Source organism: Pseudomonas asiatica, assembly GCF_009932335.1.
GTDB classification, from domain to species: Bacteria; Pseudomonadota; Gammaproteobacteria; order Pseudomonadales; family Pseudomonadaceae; genus Aquipseudomonas; species Aquipseudomonas asiatica.
Genome location: NZ_BLJF01000003.1, coordinates 977,764 through 992,851 on the forward strand (window position 1 = coordinate 977,764; position 15,088 = coordinate 992,851).

Annotated in this window: 16 protein-coding genes; 8 read left to right on the forward strand and 8 right to left on the reverse strand. The window is 65.1% G+C overall.

Annotated features, from left to right (window positions below; translation table 11 throughout):
* The first annotated feature begins 3 nt into the window (after window positions 1–3).
* Window positions 4–642, forward strand: a complete 639-nt coding sequence (locus GYA95_RS27040; protein ID WP_015271927.1) for a pseudouridine synthase — start codon at window positions 4–6, stop codon at window positions 640–642.
* Window positions 643–778: 136 nt separating this feature from the next.
* Here the strand turns inward: GYA95_RS27040 and GYA95_RS27045 are convergent, their stop codons facing one another.
* The gene (locus GYA95_RS27045; RefSeq protein WP_013974331.1) at window positions 779–982 is read right to left on the reverse strand and encodes a DUF2788 domain-containing protein; all 204 of its coding nucleotides are present in this window, start codon (window positions 980–982) and stop codon (window positions 779–781) included.
* Between the two features lie 54 nt (window positions 983–1,036).
* Window positions 1,037–1,513: an Lrp/AsnC family transcriptional regulator gene (locus GYA95_RS27050; RefSeq protein ID WP_003249795.1), complete on the reverse strand. Its 477-nt coding sequence runs from the start codon at window positions 1,511–1,513 to the stop codon at window positions 1,037–1,039.
* Between the two features lie 394 nt (window positions 1,514–1,907).
* Here GYA95_RS27050 and GYA95_RS27055 point away from each other — a divergent pair, with 394 nt between their 5' ends.
* On the forward strand, window positions 1,908–2,693 hold the full coding sequence (locus GYA95_RS27055) for a DUF6515 family protein (RefSeq protein ID WP_015271926.1): 786 nt from the start codon (window positions 1,908–1,910) through the stop codon (window positions 2,691–2,693).
* Between the two features lie 207 nt (window positions 2,694–2,900).
* On the opposite strand, the gene GYA95_RS27060 is transcribed toward GYA95_RS27055, so the two are convergent.
* Entirely contained in the window at window positions 2,901–3,773 is an 873-nt protein-coding gene (locus GYA95_RS27060) for a cation diffusion facilitator family transporter (protein WP_015271925.1), read from the reverse strand.
* Between the two features lie 22 nt (window positions 3,774–3,795).
* Window positions 3,796–4,215 (reverse strand): hypothetical protein, encoded by a 420-nt coding sequence (locus GYA95_RS27065; protein ID WP_013974328.1) that lies wholly within the window; start codon window positions 4,213–4,215, stop codon window positions 3,796–3,798.
* Window positions 4,216–4,331: 116 nt separating this feature from the next.
* Between GYA95_RS27065 and hrpB the strand changes: the two genes are divergently transcribed.
* Window positions 4,332–6,860, forward strand: coding sequence for an ATP-dependent helicase HrpB (gene hrpB / locus GYA95_RS27070; protein ID WP_161551534.1), 2,529 nt, complete (start codon window positions 4,332–4,334; stop codon window positions 6,858–6,860).
* 36 nt (window positions 6,861–6,896) lie between these two features.
* Here the strand turns inward: hrpB and GYA95_RS27075 are convergent, their stop codons facing one another.
* Window positions 6,897–7,553 carry a YciC family protein gene (locus tag GYA95_RS27075; RefSeq protein WP_015271922.1) on the reverse strand — a complete coding sequence of 219 codons (657 nt, stop codon included), beginning with the start codon at window positions 7,551–7,553 and terminating at the stop codon, window positions 6,897–6,899.
* A 166-nt stretch (window positions 7,554–7,719) separates the two neighbouring features.
* On the opposite strand from GYA95_RS27075, the gene GYA95_RS27080 reads away from it, so the two are divergent.
* The 3 genes from GYA95_RS27080 to GYA95_RS27090 all read left to right on the forward strand — a co-directional run bounded on the left by GYA95_RS27080 (window position 7,720) and on the right by GYA95_RS27090 (window position 9,732).
* Complete coding sequence (locus tag GYA95_RS27080; protein ID WP_015271921.1) at window positions 7,720–8,475, forward strand: DUF2076 domain-containing protein; 756 nt, start codon at window positions 7,720–7,722, stop codon at window positions 8,473–8,475.
* 162 nt (window positions 8,476–8,637) lie between these two features.
* Window positions 8,638–9,117, forward strand: a complete 480-nt coding sequence (locus GYA95_RS27085) for a LabA-like NYN domain-containing protein (RefSeq protein WP_015271920.1) — start codon at window positions 8,638–8,640, stop codon at window positions 9,115–9,117.
* A 9-nt stretch (window positions 9,118–9,126) separates the two neighbouring features.
* On the forward strand, window positions 9,127–9,732 hold the full coding sequence (locus tag GYA95_RS27090; protein WP_015271919.1) for a 3'-5' exonuclease: 606 nt from the start codon (window positions 9,127–9,129) through the stop codon (window positions 9,730–9,732).
* On the opposite strand, the gene GYA95_RS27095 is transcribed toward GYA95_RS27090, so the two are convergent.
* Entirely contained in the window at window positions 9,729–10,178 is a 450-nt protein-coding gene (locus GYA95_RS27095; RefSeq protein WP_015271918.1) for an Lrp/AsnC family transcriptional regulator, read from the reverse strand. The genes GYA95_RS27090 and GYA95_RS27095 overlap by 4 nt on opposite strands.
* Window positions 10,179–10,332: 154 nt before the next feature.
* On the opposite strand from GYA95_RS27095, the gene yedA reads away from it, so the two are divergent.
* A complete protein-coding gene (gene yedA / locus GYA95_RS27100; RefSeq protein ID WP_015271917.1) occupies window positions 10,333–11,253 on the forward strand; it encodes a drug/metabolite exporter YedA in 921 nt (306 codons plus the stop codon).
* 55 nt (window positions 11,254–11,308) lie between these two features.
* Complete coding sequence (locus tag GYA95_RS27105; protein ID WP_015271916.1) at window positions 11,309–12,640, forward strand: DEAD/DEAH box helicase; 1,332 nt, start codon at window positions 11,309–11,311, stop codon at window positions 12,638–12,640.
* Between the two features lie 126 nt (window positions 12,641–12,766).
* Here GYA95_RS27105 and GYA95_RS27110 read toward each other — a convergent pair whose 3' ends face one another.
* Window positions 12,767–14,008, reverse strand: coding sequence for a TIGR03862 family flavoprotein (locus GYA95_RS27110; RefSeq protein WP_015271915.1), 1,242 nt, complete (start codon window positions 14,006–14,008; stop codon window positions 12,767–12,769).
* A gap of 148 nt (window positions 14,009–14,156) precedes the next feature.
* Window positions 14,157–15,071 carry a histone deacetylase family protein gene (locus GYA95_RS27115; RefSeq protein WP_015271914.1) on the reverse strand — a complete coding sequence of 305 codons (915 nt, stop codon included), beginning with the start codon at window positions 15,069–15,071 and terminating at the stop codon, window positions 14,157–14,159.
* Window positions 15,072–15,088: the final 17 nt, after the last annotated feature.

A 15,088-nucleotide genomic window follows, 5' to 3' on the forward strand; every position in this document is an offset into this window, starting at 1 on the left:
TCCATGTCACTGCCACCCCGTTCCAAGCCGCGCCGCCCCCAGGCGCGGCCTGCCGCCGGCCCGCGTCGCCAGCCCAAGGCGCCACCGGCCGAGCCGCGCCTGATCCTGTTCAACAAACCGTTCGACGTGCTGACCCAGTTCAGCGACGGCGACGGGCGCGCGACGCTCAAGGACTACATCGACATCCCCGGCGTGTACCCGGCCGGGCGGCTGGACCGCGACAGTGAAGGCCTGTTGCTGCTGACCAACGATGGCGGCCTGCAGGCGCGCATTGCCGACCCGAAGCACAAGCTGGCCAAGACTTACTGGGTTCAGGTGGAGGGGGAGCCGAGCGAGGAGCAGTTGCAGCGCTTGCGCGATGGCGTGGAACTGAACGATGGGCCGACCTTGCCGGCCGAGGCGCGGCACCTGGACGAGCCCGAGCTGTGGCCGCGCAACCCGCCGGTGCGTTTTCGCAAGAGCGTGCCGACCAGCTGGCTGGAGCTGGTTATTCGCGAAGGGCGTAACCGCCAGGTGCGGCGGATGACGGCGGCGGTGGGGTTGCCGACCTTGCGCCTGGTGCGGGTGCGGATTGGCGACTGGGCGCTGGATGGGTTGGAACAGGGCTGCTGGCGCGAAGTCCCGGCGAAGTTGCAGCGCTAGCGGGGGCCGCTTTGCAGCCCATCGCGACACAAGGCCGCTCCTACAGGTGCAGCGCGAACTCAGGCATTGTGCGATCCCTGTAGGAGCGGCCTTGTGTCGCGAAAGGAGCGCAAAGCGCTCCCGGCTTTCTTGAGCCTTACACCCCTTCGAGAAACCCCACCACCACGCTCTTGATGATAAAGGCCAACACCCCCAGCCCCAGTACGAAGAACAGGATCAGCGTCCCGAACCGCCCGGCCTTGGACTTTTTCGCCAGGTCCCAGACGATGAAACCCATGAAACCGATCAACACGGTGACCAGGATGATCATCATCCACTCTTCGAATACGGCGGGATCCATCGGTGTTCTCCAGGCGGGTTGAGCGTCCGATTATACGCCTGCTGGCGCAGGCAATTAACGCAGGTGGGTCAAGGGCAGCTCGGTGCTGGCCAGCACCTGGTTCAGCACGAAGCTCGAACGCACGCTGGTGACGCCTTCAATGCGGGTCAGGCTGCCTAGCAGCAGTTTCTGGTAGTGGTCCATGTCGGGCACCACCACCTTCAGCTGGTAGTCGGCATCCATGCCGGTGACCAGGCTGCATTCGAGCACCTGTGGCAGGTTGCGGATGGCCGCCTCGAAGGTTTCGAAACGTTCCGGGGTGTGGCGGTCCATGCCGATCAGCACGTAGGCAGTCAGGCTCAGGCCCAGCTTCTTGCGGTCGAGCAGGGCTACCTGGCGCGAGATGTAGCCATCGTCCTCCAGTTGCTTGACCCGACGAGAGCATGGCGAAGGCGACAGGCCGATGCGTTCGGCCAGTTCCTGGTTGGAAATGCGCGCATCGCGCTGCAATTCGGCGAGGATACTCAGGTCGTAGCGGTCAAGTTTGCTCATGGGTTATGCCTTTTCTGTTCAGATTGCGATGAATTATCAATCCAGGGTGAAAAATTGCGCAAGTGCTATTTATCTGAGCAATCTTCGCAATCATCTGTCGCAACCTGTCCGGTATCTTTATCCACAGAATCACTGCCCGGACATCAGTCCACGGCGACGCGCCCTAGGCGGGCGGTCGCGGCCAGCCATCCAACAGGATCTGCAGGCCCCCGGGCTACATACCTTCCAGAAGACGGTGTGAGGTGAGCCGGCGCCACAAGTGCCGAGCACGGACGACAATTCCTGAAGGGAGGCCCTGTGGCCTCCCTTTTTTCATGTCCGGAATTTAATTGGCGTGCGTGACAGGCGCGGTAGACTGGCTGTGGTTGCCGTATTTTCTACCGAGAGGAACAGCATGAAGTCGCGCATCTGGCAGTTGGCAGGTGTTGGTGTGTTGGGGTTGAGCATCAGCCTTGGGGCCATGGCCGAAGGGCCGGGCGAGGGGGCGCCGGGCCGCTCGCTCAATTCGCGTGACGAAGTGCAGCAGACCCAGCCGCCACGACAGGGCTATTACCAGGATATTCCCCGCCGTCATGGCGATAACCGCCATGGGGAAGCCGGTGGCCCGGGGCAACGGCCCGGCGGTGACTGGCAAGGGCGCCCGGATGGTCATGGCAATGGCTGGGGGCCGGGGCCGCAGTATCGCCCGGGGCACACCATCGATCATTTCCCGGACCGCTACTGGAAAGTGCCCTACCGTGGCGATGACTACTTCTACTCCGGTGGTTACTGGTATCGCCCCCATGGTGGCCGTTATGTCGTGGTGAGCCCGCCCTACGGCGTGCGGGTCGACTACCTGCCGCCTTATGCGCGGGAAGTCTGGTTGGGCGGGGCGCTGTTCTTCCTGGTGGCCGATACCTATTACCAGTACCTGGCCGACAGCCGCGAGTACGTGGTGGTCAACCCGCCGGTTGCGGCGCCGGCACCTGTAGGCGGTGGGTATGACGTGGTGGCCTACCCGATGTATGGGCAAGGGCAGGAGCAGCAGGACCAGGACCGTTACCAGTGCCACCGCTGGGCGGTGAGCCAGTCAGGCTTCGACCCGGCGACGGCGGCTTATGCGCCGCCGGCCAATGTGGCGGACAACTACCGGCGGGCGCTGGGCGCTTGTTTCAGCGGCCGAGGCTACAGCATCAACTGAGCCAGATGTGCTGCCTGTCCCGGCCCTATCGCCGGCAAGCCAGCTCCCACAGGAACTGCACCGGCCTGAAGCCATGTGTAGTGCCTGTTGGAACTGCCTGTCCCGGCCCTATCGCTGGCAAGCCAGCTCCCACTGGTATTGCGCATGCCTTCAGGCCGGTGCGGTTCTTGTGGGAGCTGGCTTGCCGGCGATAGGGCCCTTGCAGGTTCACACCGGATCCGCGTGCACCATCACATCCGCCTGTGGATAACGCTGGCGGATCACCTTCGAGGCCTCCACGCACAAGGCATGCGCCTCATGCAGCGGCAACTGCCCCGGCATCTCCAGATGCAACTGCACGAACCACTGGTTGCCCGACACCCGTGTACGCAGGTCGTGCACGCCTTTGACCCCAGGAATGGCCAGCACCAGCGCAGCCATGGCCTCGCCGACATCGCCGGGCAGTTCCTGATCCATCAGGATGGCCGTGCTTTCCCGTGCGATCTGCAGCGCGCTCCAAAGGATATAGACAGCGATGCCCAGGCCGAACAGCGCATCCAGTTGCGGCCAGCCAAAGCGTGCCAGCAGCAGGGCCAGCAGGATGCTTCCGTTGAGCAGCAGGTCCGAGCGGTAGTGCAGGGAGTCGGCCCGCACCGCCGTGGAGCCGGTCAGGCGGATGACCTTGTGTTGCAGTGCCAGCAGGGCAAGGGTCAGCACCAGCGACAGCAGCATTACCCCGATACCGACGGCGGTATCGCCCAAGGGTTGCGGGGTGTGCAGGCGTTCAACCGCCTGCACCCCGATCAGCACCGCACTGACCCCGATGAACAGCGCCTGCGCCATACCGGCCAGGGCTTCGGCCTTGCCATGGCCGAATCGGTGGTCGTCGTCGGCCGGGCGCAGGGCATAGTGCACGGCGAGCAGGTTGAGGAATGACGCAACGGCATCCAGTGCCGAGTCGGTCAGCCCGGCCAGCAGGCTGACCGAGCCGCTCAGCCACCAGGCCAGCGCCTTGCTCAGGACCAGGATACTGGCCACCGCCAGCGATGCGCGCGTGGCCAGGCGTAGCAGGCGCTGGTGTTCAGCCGAGGTGGTCATCATCCGTGGGCAGTGTCCTTGTGCTTCAGGCTGCCGGCACCAGGCCCAGGCTGGCCAACTGCTCGATGCTGCCGCGATGCTGGATCAGCCGTGGGTCGTTCAGCGGCAGGCGCTGGCCCAGTTCGCTTTCCAGAATGGCCTGCAACTTCAGGTTGTCGACCTTGCCATCGGGGCTCACGGCCTCGCGCAGTTTGACCGGGTCAACCTGGGCGGATCGCCCGCCCGAGTAATAGATGGCGCCCGTGGCAAAGTCGATACCGAAGGCGATCAGCCCCGGGATCACGTAGAACAGGATGCCGATCGCATCCATTGCGGCAACCACTGGGTCGATCTTGCCGCCGATCTGGCCGCGCCGTTCCGGGTAGAGAATGGTGCCGCAGGCGGTCAGTTGGGTCAGCAAGGTGACGATGAGGGCGCCACCGATGACGCGGGTTGGGATGCGCATGTAAATCTCCGAAAAGGTATCCAGCAGGGCAAGCGAAGCGCCTGCACCTGAAGCTAAGACCATGATAGAGCAGGCTGGGTTCGCCGTTATACTCGCGGGACTGTTCGAGGACCACCATGATTTCATTACCGATCGATGCTGTCTTGCCCGCCCTGCGCCAGGCCCTGGAAAACCGTGACGAAGCGGTGCTCGAGGCGCCACCTGGCGCGGGCAAGACCACCCGCGTGCCGCTGGCGCTGCTCAACGAGCCGTGGCTGGCCGGGCAGAGCATTCTCATGCTCGAGCCCCGCCGCCTGGCAGCGCGGGCTGCGGCCGAGCGCCTGGCCAGCGAGCTGGGCGAAAAGGTCGGCGAGACCGTGGGCTATCGCATCCGCCTGGACAGCAAGGTCGGGCCGAAAACCCGCATCGAGGTAGTGACCGAAGGCATCCTCACCCGCCGCCTGCAGGCCGACCCGGCGCTGGAGGGTGTGGGGCTGGTGATTTTCGACGAATTTCACGAGCGCAGCCTTGATGCCGACCTGGCCCTGGCATTGAGCCTGAATGGCCGGGAGTTGCTGCGGGACGACCCGCCGCTGAAGGTTTTGCTGATGTCCGCGACCTTGGAGGGCGAGCGCCTTTCGCGGCTGCTGAATGATGCCCCGGTGGTGAGCAGCGAAGGCCGCATGTACCCCGTCGACATCCGTTGGGGGCGGCCTTTCCAGCCGGGTGAGTTCATCGAGCCTCGGGTAGTGGACAGCGTGTTGCAGGCACTGGCTGACCAGACCGGCAGTTTGCTGGTATTCCTGCCGGGTCAGGCCGAGATCCGCCGGGTGCACCAGAGCCTGCAGGAAGCGTTGGGCGAGCGTCCCGAGGTCCTGCTCTGCCCGCTGCATGGCGAGCTCGATCTCGACGCCCAACGTGCGGCCATCGACCCGGCGCCCAAGGGCCTGCGCAAGGTGGTGCTGGCCACCAACATTGCCGAGACCAGCCTGACCATCGACGGCGTGCGCGTGGTGATCGACGCAGGCCTGGCCCGGGTACCGCGTTTCGACCCCGGCAGCGGCATGACCCGCCTGGACACCCAGCGCATCTCCCGCGCCAGTGCTACCCAGCGCGCCGGTCGCGCCGGCCGCCTGGAACCCGGCGTATGTTATCGCCTTTGGTCCGAGGCCCAACATGACCAGCTGGCCGCCCACGGCAGCGCCGAGATCATGCAGGCCGACCTGGCCGGCCTGGCCCTGCAACTGGCACGCTGGGGCGTTACGCCCGAGCAGTTGCGCTGGCTCGACCAGCCCCCCACTGCAGCCTTCACCCAGGCCCAGGACCTGCTGGCACGGCTCAATGCCTTCAAGCCCGGCAGCCGTGACAACCTCAGCGAACACGGCCTGGCCATGGCCGAGCTGCCCGCGCATCCACGTATTGCGCATTTGCTGTTGCGCGGCCAGGACCTGGGCCTGGCACAGATGGCCTGTGATGTGGCTGCGCTGCTGGGCGAGCGGGATATCCAGCGCGGCGGTGGCGCCGACTTGCACAGCCGGCTGGCGCTGGTCAGTGGCGAGAGCAGGACCGCCCGTGGCAGCCACGGTGGTGTGCAGCGTGCGCGCCAATTGTCCCGCCAGTACCGTGGCATGCTGCGTGGCAAACCAGGCGTGCCGGTTGCGGACCCCGATCACCCGCGCTGGCTGGGCGCGCTGCTGGCGCTGGCCTACCCCGACCGCGTCGCCCAGCAGCGCCGCGAGGGCGGTGCGGAATACCGGCTGGCCAACGGCCGGGCGGCGCTGTTTGCCGAAGTCGATGCACTGATGAAGTGCCCGTGGCTGGTGATCGCCGACCTGGGTAGCCGCCAGGGCCAGCGCGAAGAACGCATCTATCTGGCCGCCGAGTTCGATCCGGCGCTGTTCGAGGGCGTGCTGGCCGAGCAGGTCGAGCGGGTCGATATCCTCGATTGGGACGAACGCGAGCAGGTGTTGCGCGCAGAACGTCAGGTCAAAGTCGGCGAGCTGGTGCTCAGCCGCGAACCGCTGCCCGGCCTGGATGACGAAGCGCGGGCTCGCGCACTGCTTGGGCTGGTCCGGCGCAAAGGCCTGAACCTGCTGACCTGGACCCCCGAGCTGCGGCAATGGCAGGCGCGCGTGGCCTTGCTGCGTCAACTGGACCTGGCCAAAGACGGCCACAGCGAATGGCCCGACTTGGCTGACGAGGCCTTGCTCGCCAGCCTGGAAGACTGGTTGCAGCCCTACCTGGGCAAGGTGTCGCGCCTCAGCCATTTCGCCGCACTGGACTTACCGTCGATGCTGCGCAACCTGTTGCCCTGGCCGCTGCCGCAGCGCCTGGAGGAGCAGGCCCCCGCGCACCTGGCGGTACCGTCCGGCTCGAACATCCGCCTGGACTACAGCGAAAACCCGCCGATCCTCGCGGTGCGCCTGCAAGAGCTGTTCGGCCTGGCCGAAACTCCACGCATCGCCAATGGCCGCCAGCAGGTCAAGTTGCACCTGCTGTCACCGGCACGCCGCCCGGTGCAGGTGACCCAGGACCTGGCCAATTTCTGGCGTACGACCTATGCCGAGGTGAAGAAGGATCTGAAGGGGCGTTATGGTGGTCATTACTGGCCGGATGATCCGCTTGTGGCCGAAGCCACCGCTCGGGCCAAGCCTCGAGGGACGTGACAACAGCGTTTTCCGGTCAAGCGATGAGCCTGGGCATCACGCCCCGGCTTCGCCTTCCAGCAACATGAACAGGCGGTACAGCACCACGGTGCTGAACAACTGCAGGAAGCCGCTGAGGCTGTCCATGGCCAGCTCCATGCCAGGCGATGGCTCGGGGAAGGCCATCAGCAGCAGGCCGTCGATCAGCCAGATCGGCGCCAGCACACCTACGACACAGATCATGATGCGCATGAAGTGGCCGGTGGTCATGCGTGCGCTCTCGCGCATCGACTGCACCACCGGCAGGCCGCGCAGCACCAGCAGGTACTCGGCGAACACAAGGTTGATCATGATCCACACGCCCGGAAAGATGAACAGCGCCAGGCCGGCCATGATCAGCAGCGAGCTGATCAGGATCAGCAGGGCCAGCTGCGGCCACAGTTGCACGGCGCGGGCGAACAGGTCGCGCTTGGCGATTTCCTGGCCGTTGCTGCGGGTGTCGAGGTACAGGATCAGCGCGGCGCTGTACAGCGGGTAGAACAGCAGGCTGATCAGCATGCCGTAGGCCGGCGATGCCTGGTCGCCCATCTGCCGGTACAGCAGCTGGGTGAGCAAGGCTTCCAGCACCACCAGCGGCAGGCACAGCTGGAGGATGCTCGGCAGGTGGCGGCGGAAGAAGTACAGGGAGTCGCGCAGGACGCTCAGCGGATTCATCAGTCTACATCGCATGGCAGTAAAAACAGGGGCATAACTTTAGCCCAAAGCAGGCCTGGGGCTGTCACTTGCTGAAAAAAGTTTCACGCCGCCGGTGATTGAATCCCACGCCTGTACGCCCCATCTTTGACGCTGTCCGTTGTCCGCTACCCCACGAGGTCGCCCCATGAATACTGAAGAACAAACCCTGATCGACGGCCTGTTCGGCCGCCTCAAGCAAGCCGAGGACCCGAGCCAGCCACGCGATGCGCAGGCCCAGGCATGCATCGAGGCGCATGTGCGTCAGCAGCCGGCGGCGCCTTATTACATGGCCCAGGCGATCCTGGTGCAGGAGGCAGCGATCAAGCGCCTCGACGAGCAGAACAAGCAACTGGAAGCCGAACTGAAGCAGGCCCGTGCCCAGGCCGAGGCCGCCCGTGCCGGCAGCGCGCCGAGCAATGGCGGTGGTGGTTTCTTGTCCAGCATCTTTGGTTCGTCTGGGCGCAATGCGGCCCCGGCCGTGCAACCGCAGCGTCCCGCTGCAGCCCCCGTGGCATCTGGCGGTGGCTGGCGTGAGCCGTCGGCGTCGGGCTTCTCCCAGCCACAAGCGCAGCAGCCTGGCTTTGGCGCTGCGCCGGCCCGCAGTGGTGCCAGCAGCTTCCTCGGCGGCGCGATGCAGACTGCGGCCGGTGTGGCGGGTGGTGTGTTGCTGGCGCAGGGCATCAGCAGCCTGTTCAACCACAACTCGCAGCCGGAGGAGGTGGTAGAGGTGATCAAGGAAGAGCCGGCGCCGGCCAGCGACAGCGGTGGCTGGAACGACTCGGGGGCGCAGCAGCAGGTGGCTGACAACAGTGGTTGGGGCAGCGACCAGGGTGGTTATGCCGACAGCGATTATGGCAGCGATGATGGCGGGTTCTTCTCGGACGACGATTCGTACGTCTGACAGGTCTGGCATACTGCTGGCAATTTTGGGGGCGCTTTGCGCCCCTTTCGCGACACAAGGCCGCTCCTACAAGGGTACGCGAACCCCTGTAGGAGCGGCCTTGTGTCGCGAAAGGGCTGCAATGCAGCCCCCAGCATTCCAGGCCGACCAAGGGGTTCCAAGGTGAAAAAGATCGCGCTGTTCGCCGATGTGCAGAACCTCTACTACACCGTGCGCCAGGCCCACGGCTGCCATTTCAACTACACCGCCCTGTGGGCCGATGTCAGCAGCGAAGGTCAGATCGTCGAGGCCGTGGCCTATGCCATCGACCGTGGCGACAGCAAACAGCAACAGTTCCAGCAGATCCTGCGCAACCTCGGTTTCGATGTGCGCCTCAAACCCTTCATCCAGCGCAGCGATGGCTCGGCCAAAGGTGACTGGGATGTGGGTATTACCCTGGATGTGATCGACGCCGCCAGCCGCGTCGACCAAGTGGTACTGGCCTCCGGCGATGGCGATTTCGACCTGCTGCTGGAGCGGGTGATACAGCGCCATGGCACCGAGGCAGTGGTGTATGGTGTGCCCGGGCTTACCGCACTGTCGCTGATCCGTGCCGCCACCCGTTATGTGCCCATCGAGGGTGCGCTGTTGCTCAAACACTGAGGCCCCTGCATGGAACGTATCGCTGTCATCGACTTTGAAACCACCGGCATCAGCCCCGGCGCCGGCTGCCGCGCCACCGAGGTGGCGGTGGTGATGCTGGAGGGCGGGCGCATCGTCGAGCGCTACCAGAGCCTGATGAACGCGGGTGTGCCGGTACCGGCATTCGTCGCCGGGCTCACTGGTATCACCACCGCCATGCTGCGCAGTGCGCCGCCGGTGGACAAGGTGATGAACGAAGTGGCCGAGTTCGTTGATGGCACCCCGTTGCTGGCACACAATGCCGCCTTCGACCAGAAGTTCTGGGACTACGAACTGGGCCGCATCGGCCGTAGCCGCAGCCAGGCCTTCGCCTGCTCCTTGCTGCTGTCACGGCGCCTGTTGCCGGCGGCACCGAACCACAAACTGGGCACCCTGACCCGCTGGGCCGGGCTGCCGGATACCGGTACCGCGCACCGGGCCATGGCCGATGCCGAAATGGCCGCCAACCTGCTGCAACACCTGGCTGGTGTGCTGCGCCAGGGCCATGGTGTACAGCAACTCTCGCACGACCTGCTCTGCCGCCTGCAGAAAACCCCGGCCGCCAAGGTTCGTGAAACCCTGGCCAGGTTCTGTTAGGGCTTCTTCTCCAGTTGCGCCAGCGGCACCCGCCGCTCCACAGCGCTGGAGAGAATGATCGAGGTCTTGCTGAAGCCGAACTGCGCGACCCGGTTGATCAGCTCTTCAAGCTCCGGCATCGAACCCACCGCTGCCTGCATGATGACGCAGGGGTCGCCGGTTACCCGGTGGCATTCGGTCAATTGGGGGATCTGGGTCAACGCTTCGTAGGCCTGCTGGTTGCCGTGGCTGGCCAGGCGCAGTTCGATCACGCACTGGATCGGCAGGCCGATCTTGCTCATGTCGACCTTGGCCTGGTAGCCGGTGATAACCCCGCTGGCCTCGAGCTTGGCCACCCGCTCGGCCACCGCCGGCGCCGACAGGTTCACCTGGCGCGCCAGTTGCGCGAAGGTGGCGCGGCCATTGTCGAGCAGGGCGGCGAGCAGCATGCGGTCGTACTTGTCCATGGGTTATTCCTGCCTGGTTTCGATTCGATTGAAAAGCATCCGAATAACCATGCAATGCAAAGTGTTCGGGTAATTTAAAGCTGTTTTGTAACTTAAGTTTACACGGTGGCCTTTCTAAACTAAGCCACCCGTAAACGGATTTCGAGTGTTTCCCATGCCTGCCTCCCGTCGCTTCCCGTTGTTGCTCATTGGCGCTTTCCTGGCTTTGTACCTGGTCTGGGGCTCCACCTACCTGTTCATTCGCATAGGCGTCGAGAGCTGGCCACCGATGCTCATGGCCGGGGTGCGCTTCCTGATTGCCGGGGGCCTGCTGTATGGCTTCTTGCGCTGGCGCGGTGTGCCGGCACCGACCTGGCCGCAGTGGCGGGCTGCGGGGGCGATTGGTTTCCTGCTGCTCAGCTGTGGTAACGGTGGCGTGACCGTGGCCGAGCATGCCGGTGTGGCCTCTGGCGTCGCTGCGCTGGCGGTGGCGACGGTGCCGCTGTTCACGTTGCTGTTCGGCCTGCTGTTCGGGCACCGCAATTCGAAGCTGGAGTGGGCGGGGATCGCCCTCGGGTTGGTGGGTATCGGCCTGCTGAACCTGGGCTCCAACCTTCAGGCAAGCCCGATTGGCGCAGCGCTGATCATCTTTGCGGCGGCGTCGTGGGCGTTCGGCTCGGTGTGGAGCAAGACCTTGCCGCTGCCCCAGGGGCCCATGGCCAGCGCCGCGGAAATGCTCGTTGGTGGCGCTGTGTTGCTGCTCGGCAGCGCGCTGTCTGGCGAGCGCATGACGCAGATGCCGACCGCTGCCGGCTGGGGGGCACTGGCCTACCTGGTGTTCTTCGGTTCGATCCTGGCGTTCAGTGCCTACATGTACTTGCTCAAGCACGTGCGCCCCGCAGCTGCCACCAGCTATGCCTACGTCAACCCAGCGGTGGCCGTGCTGCTGGGCATCGTCTTTGCCGGTGAGCAGATTGGTGCCGAAGAATGTGTGGCGATGGCGGTGATCATTGGCGCGGTGGTGCTGATCGGCCTGCCGCAGTGGCGCAAGGCACCTGAGCCGGCGCAGCCGTTGAAAGGCGAAATCTGCAAGTAGGCAGGGGTGATGCGGTAAACTTGCCGCCTTCGCTGAACCCCCTGACGGTATTGCCATGAATTTCGCCAAACTCGGCCTGATCGAACCGTTGCTGCGCACCCTGCAGCAACTGGACTACACCACCCCGACCCCGGTGCAGGCCAAGGCCATCCCCGCCGTGCTGGCCGGCCGCGACCTGATGGCCGCGGCCCAGACCGGCACCGGCAAGACCGCGGGCTTTGCCCTGCCTGTGCTGCAGCGCCTGGCGCTGGAAGGCGAAAAGGTGGCCAGCAACTCGATCCGCGCGCTGGTGCTGGTGCCCACTCGTGAGCTGGCCGAGCAGGTGCACAACAACGTGCGCGAGTACGCCGAGAACCTGCCGCTGAGCACCTACGCGGTGTATGGCGGGGTCAGCATCAACCCGCAGATGATGCGCCTGCGCCGTGGCGTCGACCTGCTGGTGGCCACCCCGGGGCGCTTGCTCGACCTGTTCCGGCAGAACGCCGTGAAGTTCAACCAGGTGCAGACCCTGGTGCTGGACGAAGCCGACCGCATGCTCGACCTGGGCTTTGCCGAAGAGCTGCAGTCGGTGTACGCCGCGCTGCCACGCAAGCGCCAGACGTTGCTGTTCTCCGCCACTTTTTCCGAGCAGATCCGCATGCTGGCGGGGCTGGCCCTGAACGACCCGCTGAGCATCGAAGTCAGCCCGCGCAATGCCACGGCCACCAGCGTCAAGCAGTGGCTGGTGCCTGTGGATAAAAAACGCAAGGTCGACCTGTTCTGCCACCTGCTGCGCAAGCAGCGCTGGAAGCAGGTGCTGGTGTTCGCCAAGACCCGTAATGGCGTCGATCAACTGGTGGAGCGCTTGCTGGCCGAGGGTGTGAATGCCGACGGTATCCACGGTGACCGCCCGCAGGCCACTCGCCAGCGCGCGCTGGACAGCTTCAAGGCCCGCGAAATCCAGGTGCTTGTGGCGACCGATGTGGCGGCCCGCGGCCTGGATATCGATGACTTGCCGCTGGTGGTCAACCTTGACCTGCCGATCGTTGCCGAGGATTACGTGCACCGCATCGGGCGTACCGGGCGGGCGGGCAACAAGGGCGAGGCGATCTCGCTGGTGTGTGCCGATGAAGTGCAGCTGCTGGCGGCGATCGAAGTGCTGACCCGGCAGACCCTGCCGCGTCATGAAGAGCCGGACTTCATCCCTGACCACCGGGTGCCGATGACCGACGCCAGTGGCCAGGTGATCAAGAAGCCGAAGAAGCCCAAGAAGCCGAAGGAAAACAGCGCCAAGCGCGGCTTGGGGCGCTGGATGGACAGTGCTGAATCAGGCAGTGCGGAGCCGGCGGTGAAGGCAGTGCGCAAGGTGCCGAGCTTCAATGGTGGGGCGCGCAAGCGTAAGCCTTGATTGCCTGACCTGGCCTCATCGCCGGCAAGCCGGCTCCCACAGTTACTGCGCTGCTCTCAAGGCCACTGCTGTACCTGTGGGAGCTGGTTTGCCGGCGATGGGTTGCAAAGCAGCCCCGACAATCTGTCAGGAAACCCGCATAACCCAATTCGCCGCCGCCCGTCCGGCGCGCAAGCCGCTGGCAAAGCACGCTGTCAGCAGATACCCCCCAGTCGGCGCCTCCCAGTCCAGCATCTCGCCGGCACAGAACACCCCCGGCATGCCCTTGACCATCAAGCCTTCATCCAGCCCCTCGAAACGCACCCCACCCGCGCTGCTGATCGCTTCATCCAGCGGCCGCGTGCGTATCAGTGTTATCGGCAAGGCCTTGATCGCTTTCGCCAAGGCATCAGGGTTGGCAAAGGTCGCTTGATCGGTCAGCTCGCGCAGCAGCGCAGCCTTGACCCCATCGATACCCAGCTGGCTGTGCAGGTGCTTGGCCATGGAGCGCGAACCCCGTGGTTTGGCCAGCGCCTGGGCAATCTTGTCCACAGGCTTGTCCGGCACCAGGTCGAGCAGCAACACCCCGTGGCCCTCACGGTTGATGGCCTCGCGCACCGGCGCTGACCATGCATACACCAGGCTGCCTTCCACACCCTGCGCGGTGAGGATGAACTCGCCCTTGCGCGGCACGCTGCCGGGAACGCTAAGGGCAATGTTCTTCAACGGCGCACCGGCGAACTTGTCCTTGAGCAGCGCGCTCCAGCCTGCCACTTCAAAACCGCAGTTGCTGGGCTGCAAGGGCGAGATATCCACAGCCCGTTCGGCCAGCAGCGGCTGCCAACTACCGTCCGAGCCCAGTCGCGCCCAGCTGCCGCCACCCAGCGCCAGCACCACCACGGCGGCCTTCACCAGCCGCTCGCCTTGTGGATAAGCAATCCGCAATGCACCCTCGGCATTCCAGCCCAACCAGCGGTGACGGGTGTGGATAACTACTCCGCTGTCGCGCAGGCGCTTGAGCCAGGCGCGCAGTAGTGGCGCGGCTTTCATGTCGGTGGGGAACACCCGGCCCGAGGTGCCGACGAAGGTTTCGATGCCCAGGCCGTGAATCCACTGGCGCAAGGCGTCGGCATCGAAGTCGTGCAGCAGCGCGGCGATTTCGCCCTGGCGCTCGGCATACCGGCTGACGAACGCCGGGTAGGGCTCGGAATGGGTGATGTTCATGCCACCGACACCCGCCAGCAGGAACTTGCGACCCACCGAAGGCATGGCATCGAACACCTCGACCGCCAGGCCCGCCTGGGCCAGTGCTTCGGCGGCCATCAGGCCGGCTGGGCCGCCGCCGATGACGACTGCGAGGGGAGGGGAGGCGGGGCTCAGATCAGGCATGGTGGGCAGCAGGCTGTGGAAAAGAGGCGCATTCTAGCGCAGCGCGGCCTGTGGAAGCACTGCTCAAAAAATGATCAGAGCTTTGCAGGCCTTGCCTGTAAAGGGCTGCAGCGCCTTTCCCGCAGGTTATCCACAAGCGGTTCCACAGTCATTGTGAACAACCGATGACGCGTGCCGCGCTGTGATGAAGGATGCCATGGCGCCTGGCCAGGGCTGCGCGGTCCTTGCTGTAGCCACCGCCGATCACGCCCACCACCGGGATGTCGCGGCCCAGGCAGTGGCGCAGCACCGCTTCGTCACGGGCGGCAACGCCTGCATCGGTCAGTTGCAGATAGCCCAGGGCGTCGTCCTTGTGCACATCGACCCCGGCGTCGTACAGCACCAGGTCGGGTCGATAGAGTGGCAGCAGGTAGTTGAGGGCGTCGTCCACCACCTTCAGGTAGGCCATGTCGCCCATGCCGCGGGGCAGGGGGATGTCCCAATCGCTTTGCGCCTTGCGCGCCGGGAAGTTCTGTTCGCAGTGCAGCGAGACGGTGATGGCGTCTGGTGTGTCGTGCAGGATGCGCGCGGTGCCGTCACCCTGATGCACATCGCAGTCGAAGATCAGCACCCGGTGTACCCGGCCAGCCTCCAGCAGGTAGCGGCTGATCACGGCGAGGTCGTTGAAGATGCAGAAGCCGGCAGGGTGGTCGTAATGGGCGTGGTGGGTGCCGCCGGCAAGGTGGCAGGCGATGCCGTGCTGCAGCGCCATCTCGGCGCTCAGCAGGGAGCCGCCTACGGCGCGCACGGTACGCCGGGCCAGGGCCTCGCTCCAGGGCAGGCCGAGGCGGCGCTGGTCCTCGCGTGACAGGTCGCCGTTCATGTAGCGCTCGATGTAGCTGCGGTCGTGGGCCAGGGCGAGGATGTCGTTGGGACAGATGTCCGGGCGCAGCAGGGCTTGGTCTGTGGTCAGCCCGCTGTCGATCAAGTGGTCGTGCAGCAGGCGGAACTTGTCCATGGGGAAGCGGTGTTCGGCAGGGAACTCCGGGCTGTAGTCTTCGTGGTAGATCAGCGGCAACGGCATGGGTGGGGTCGCAATCG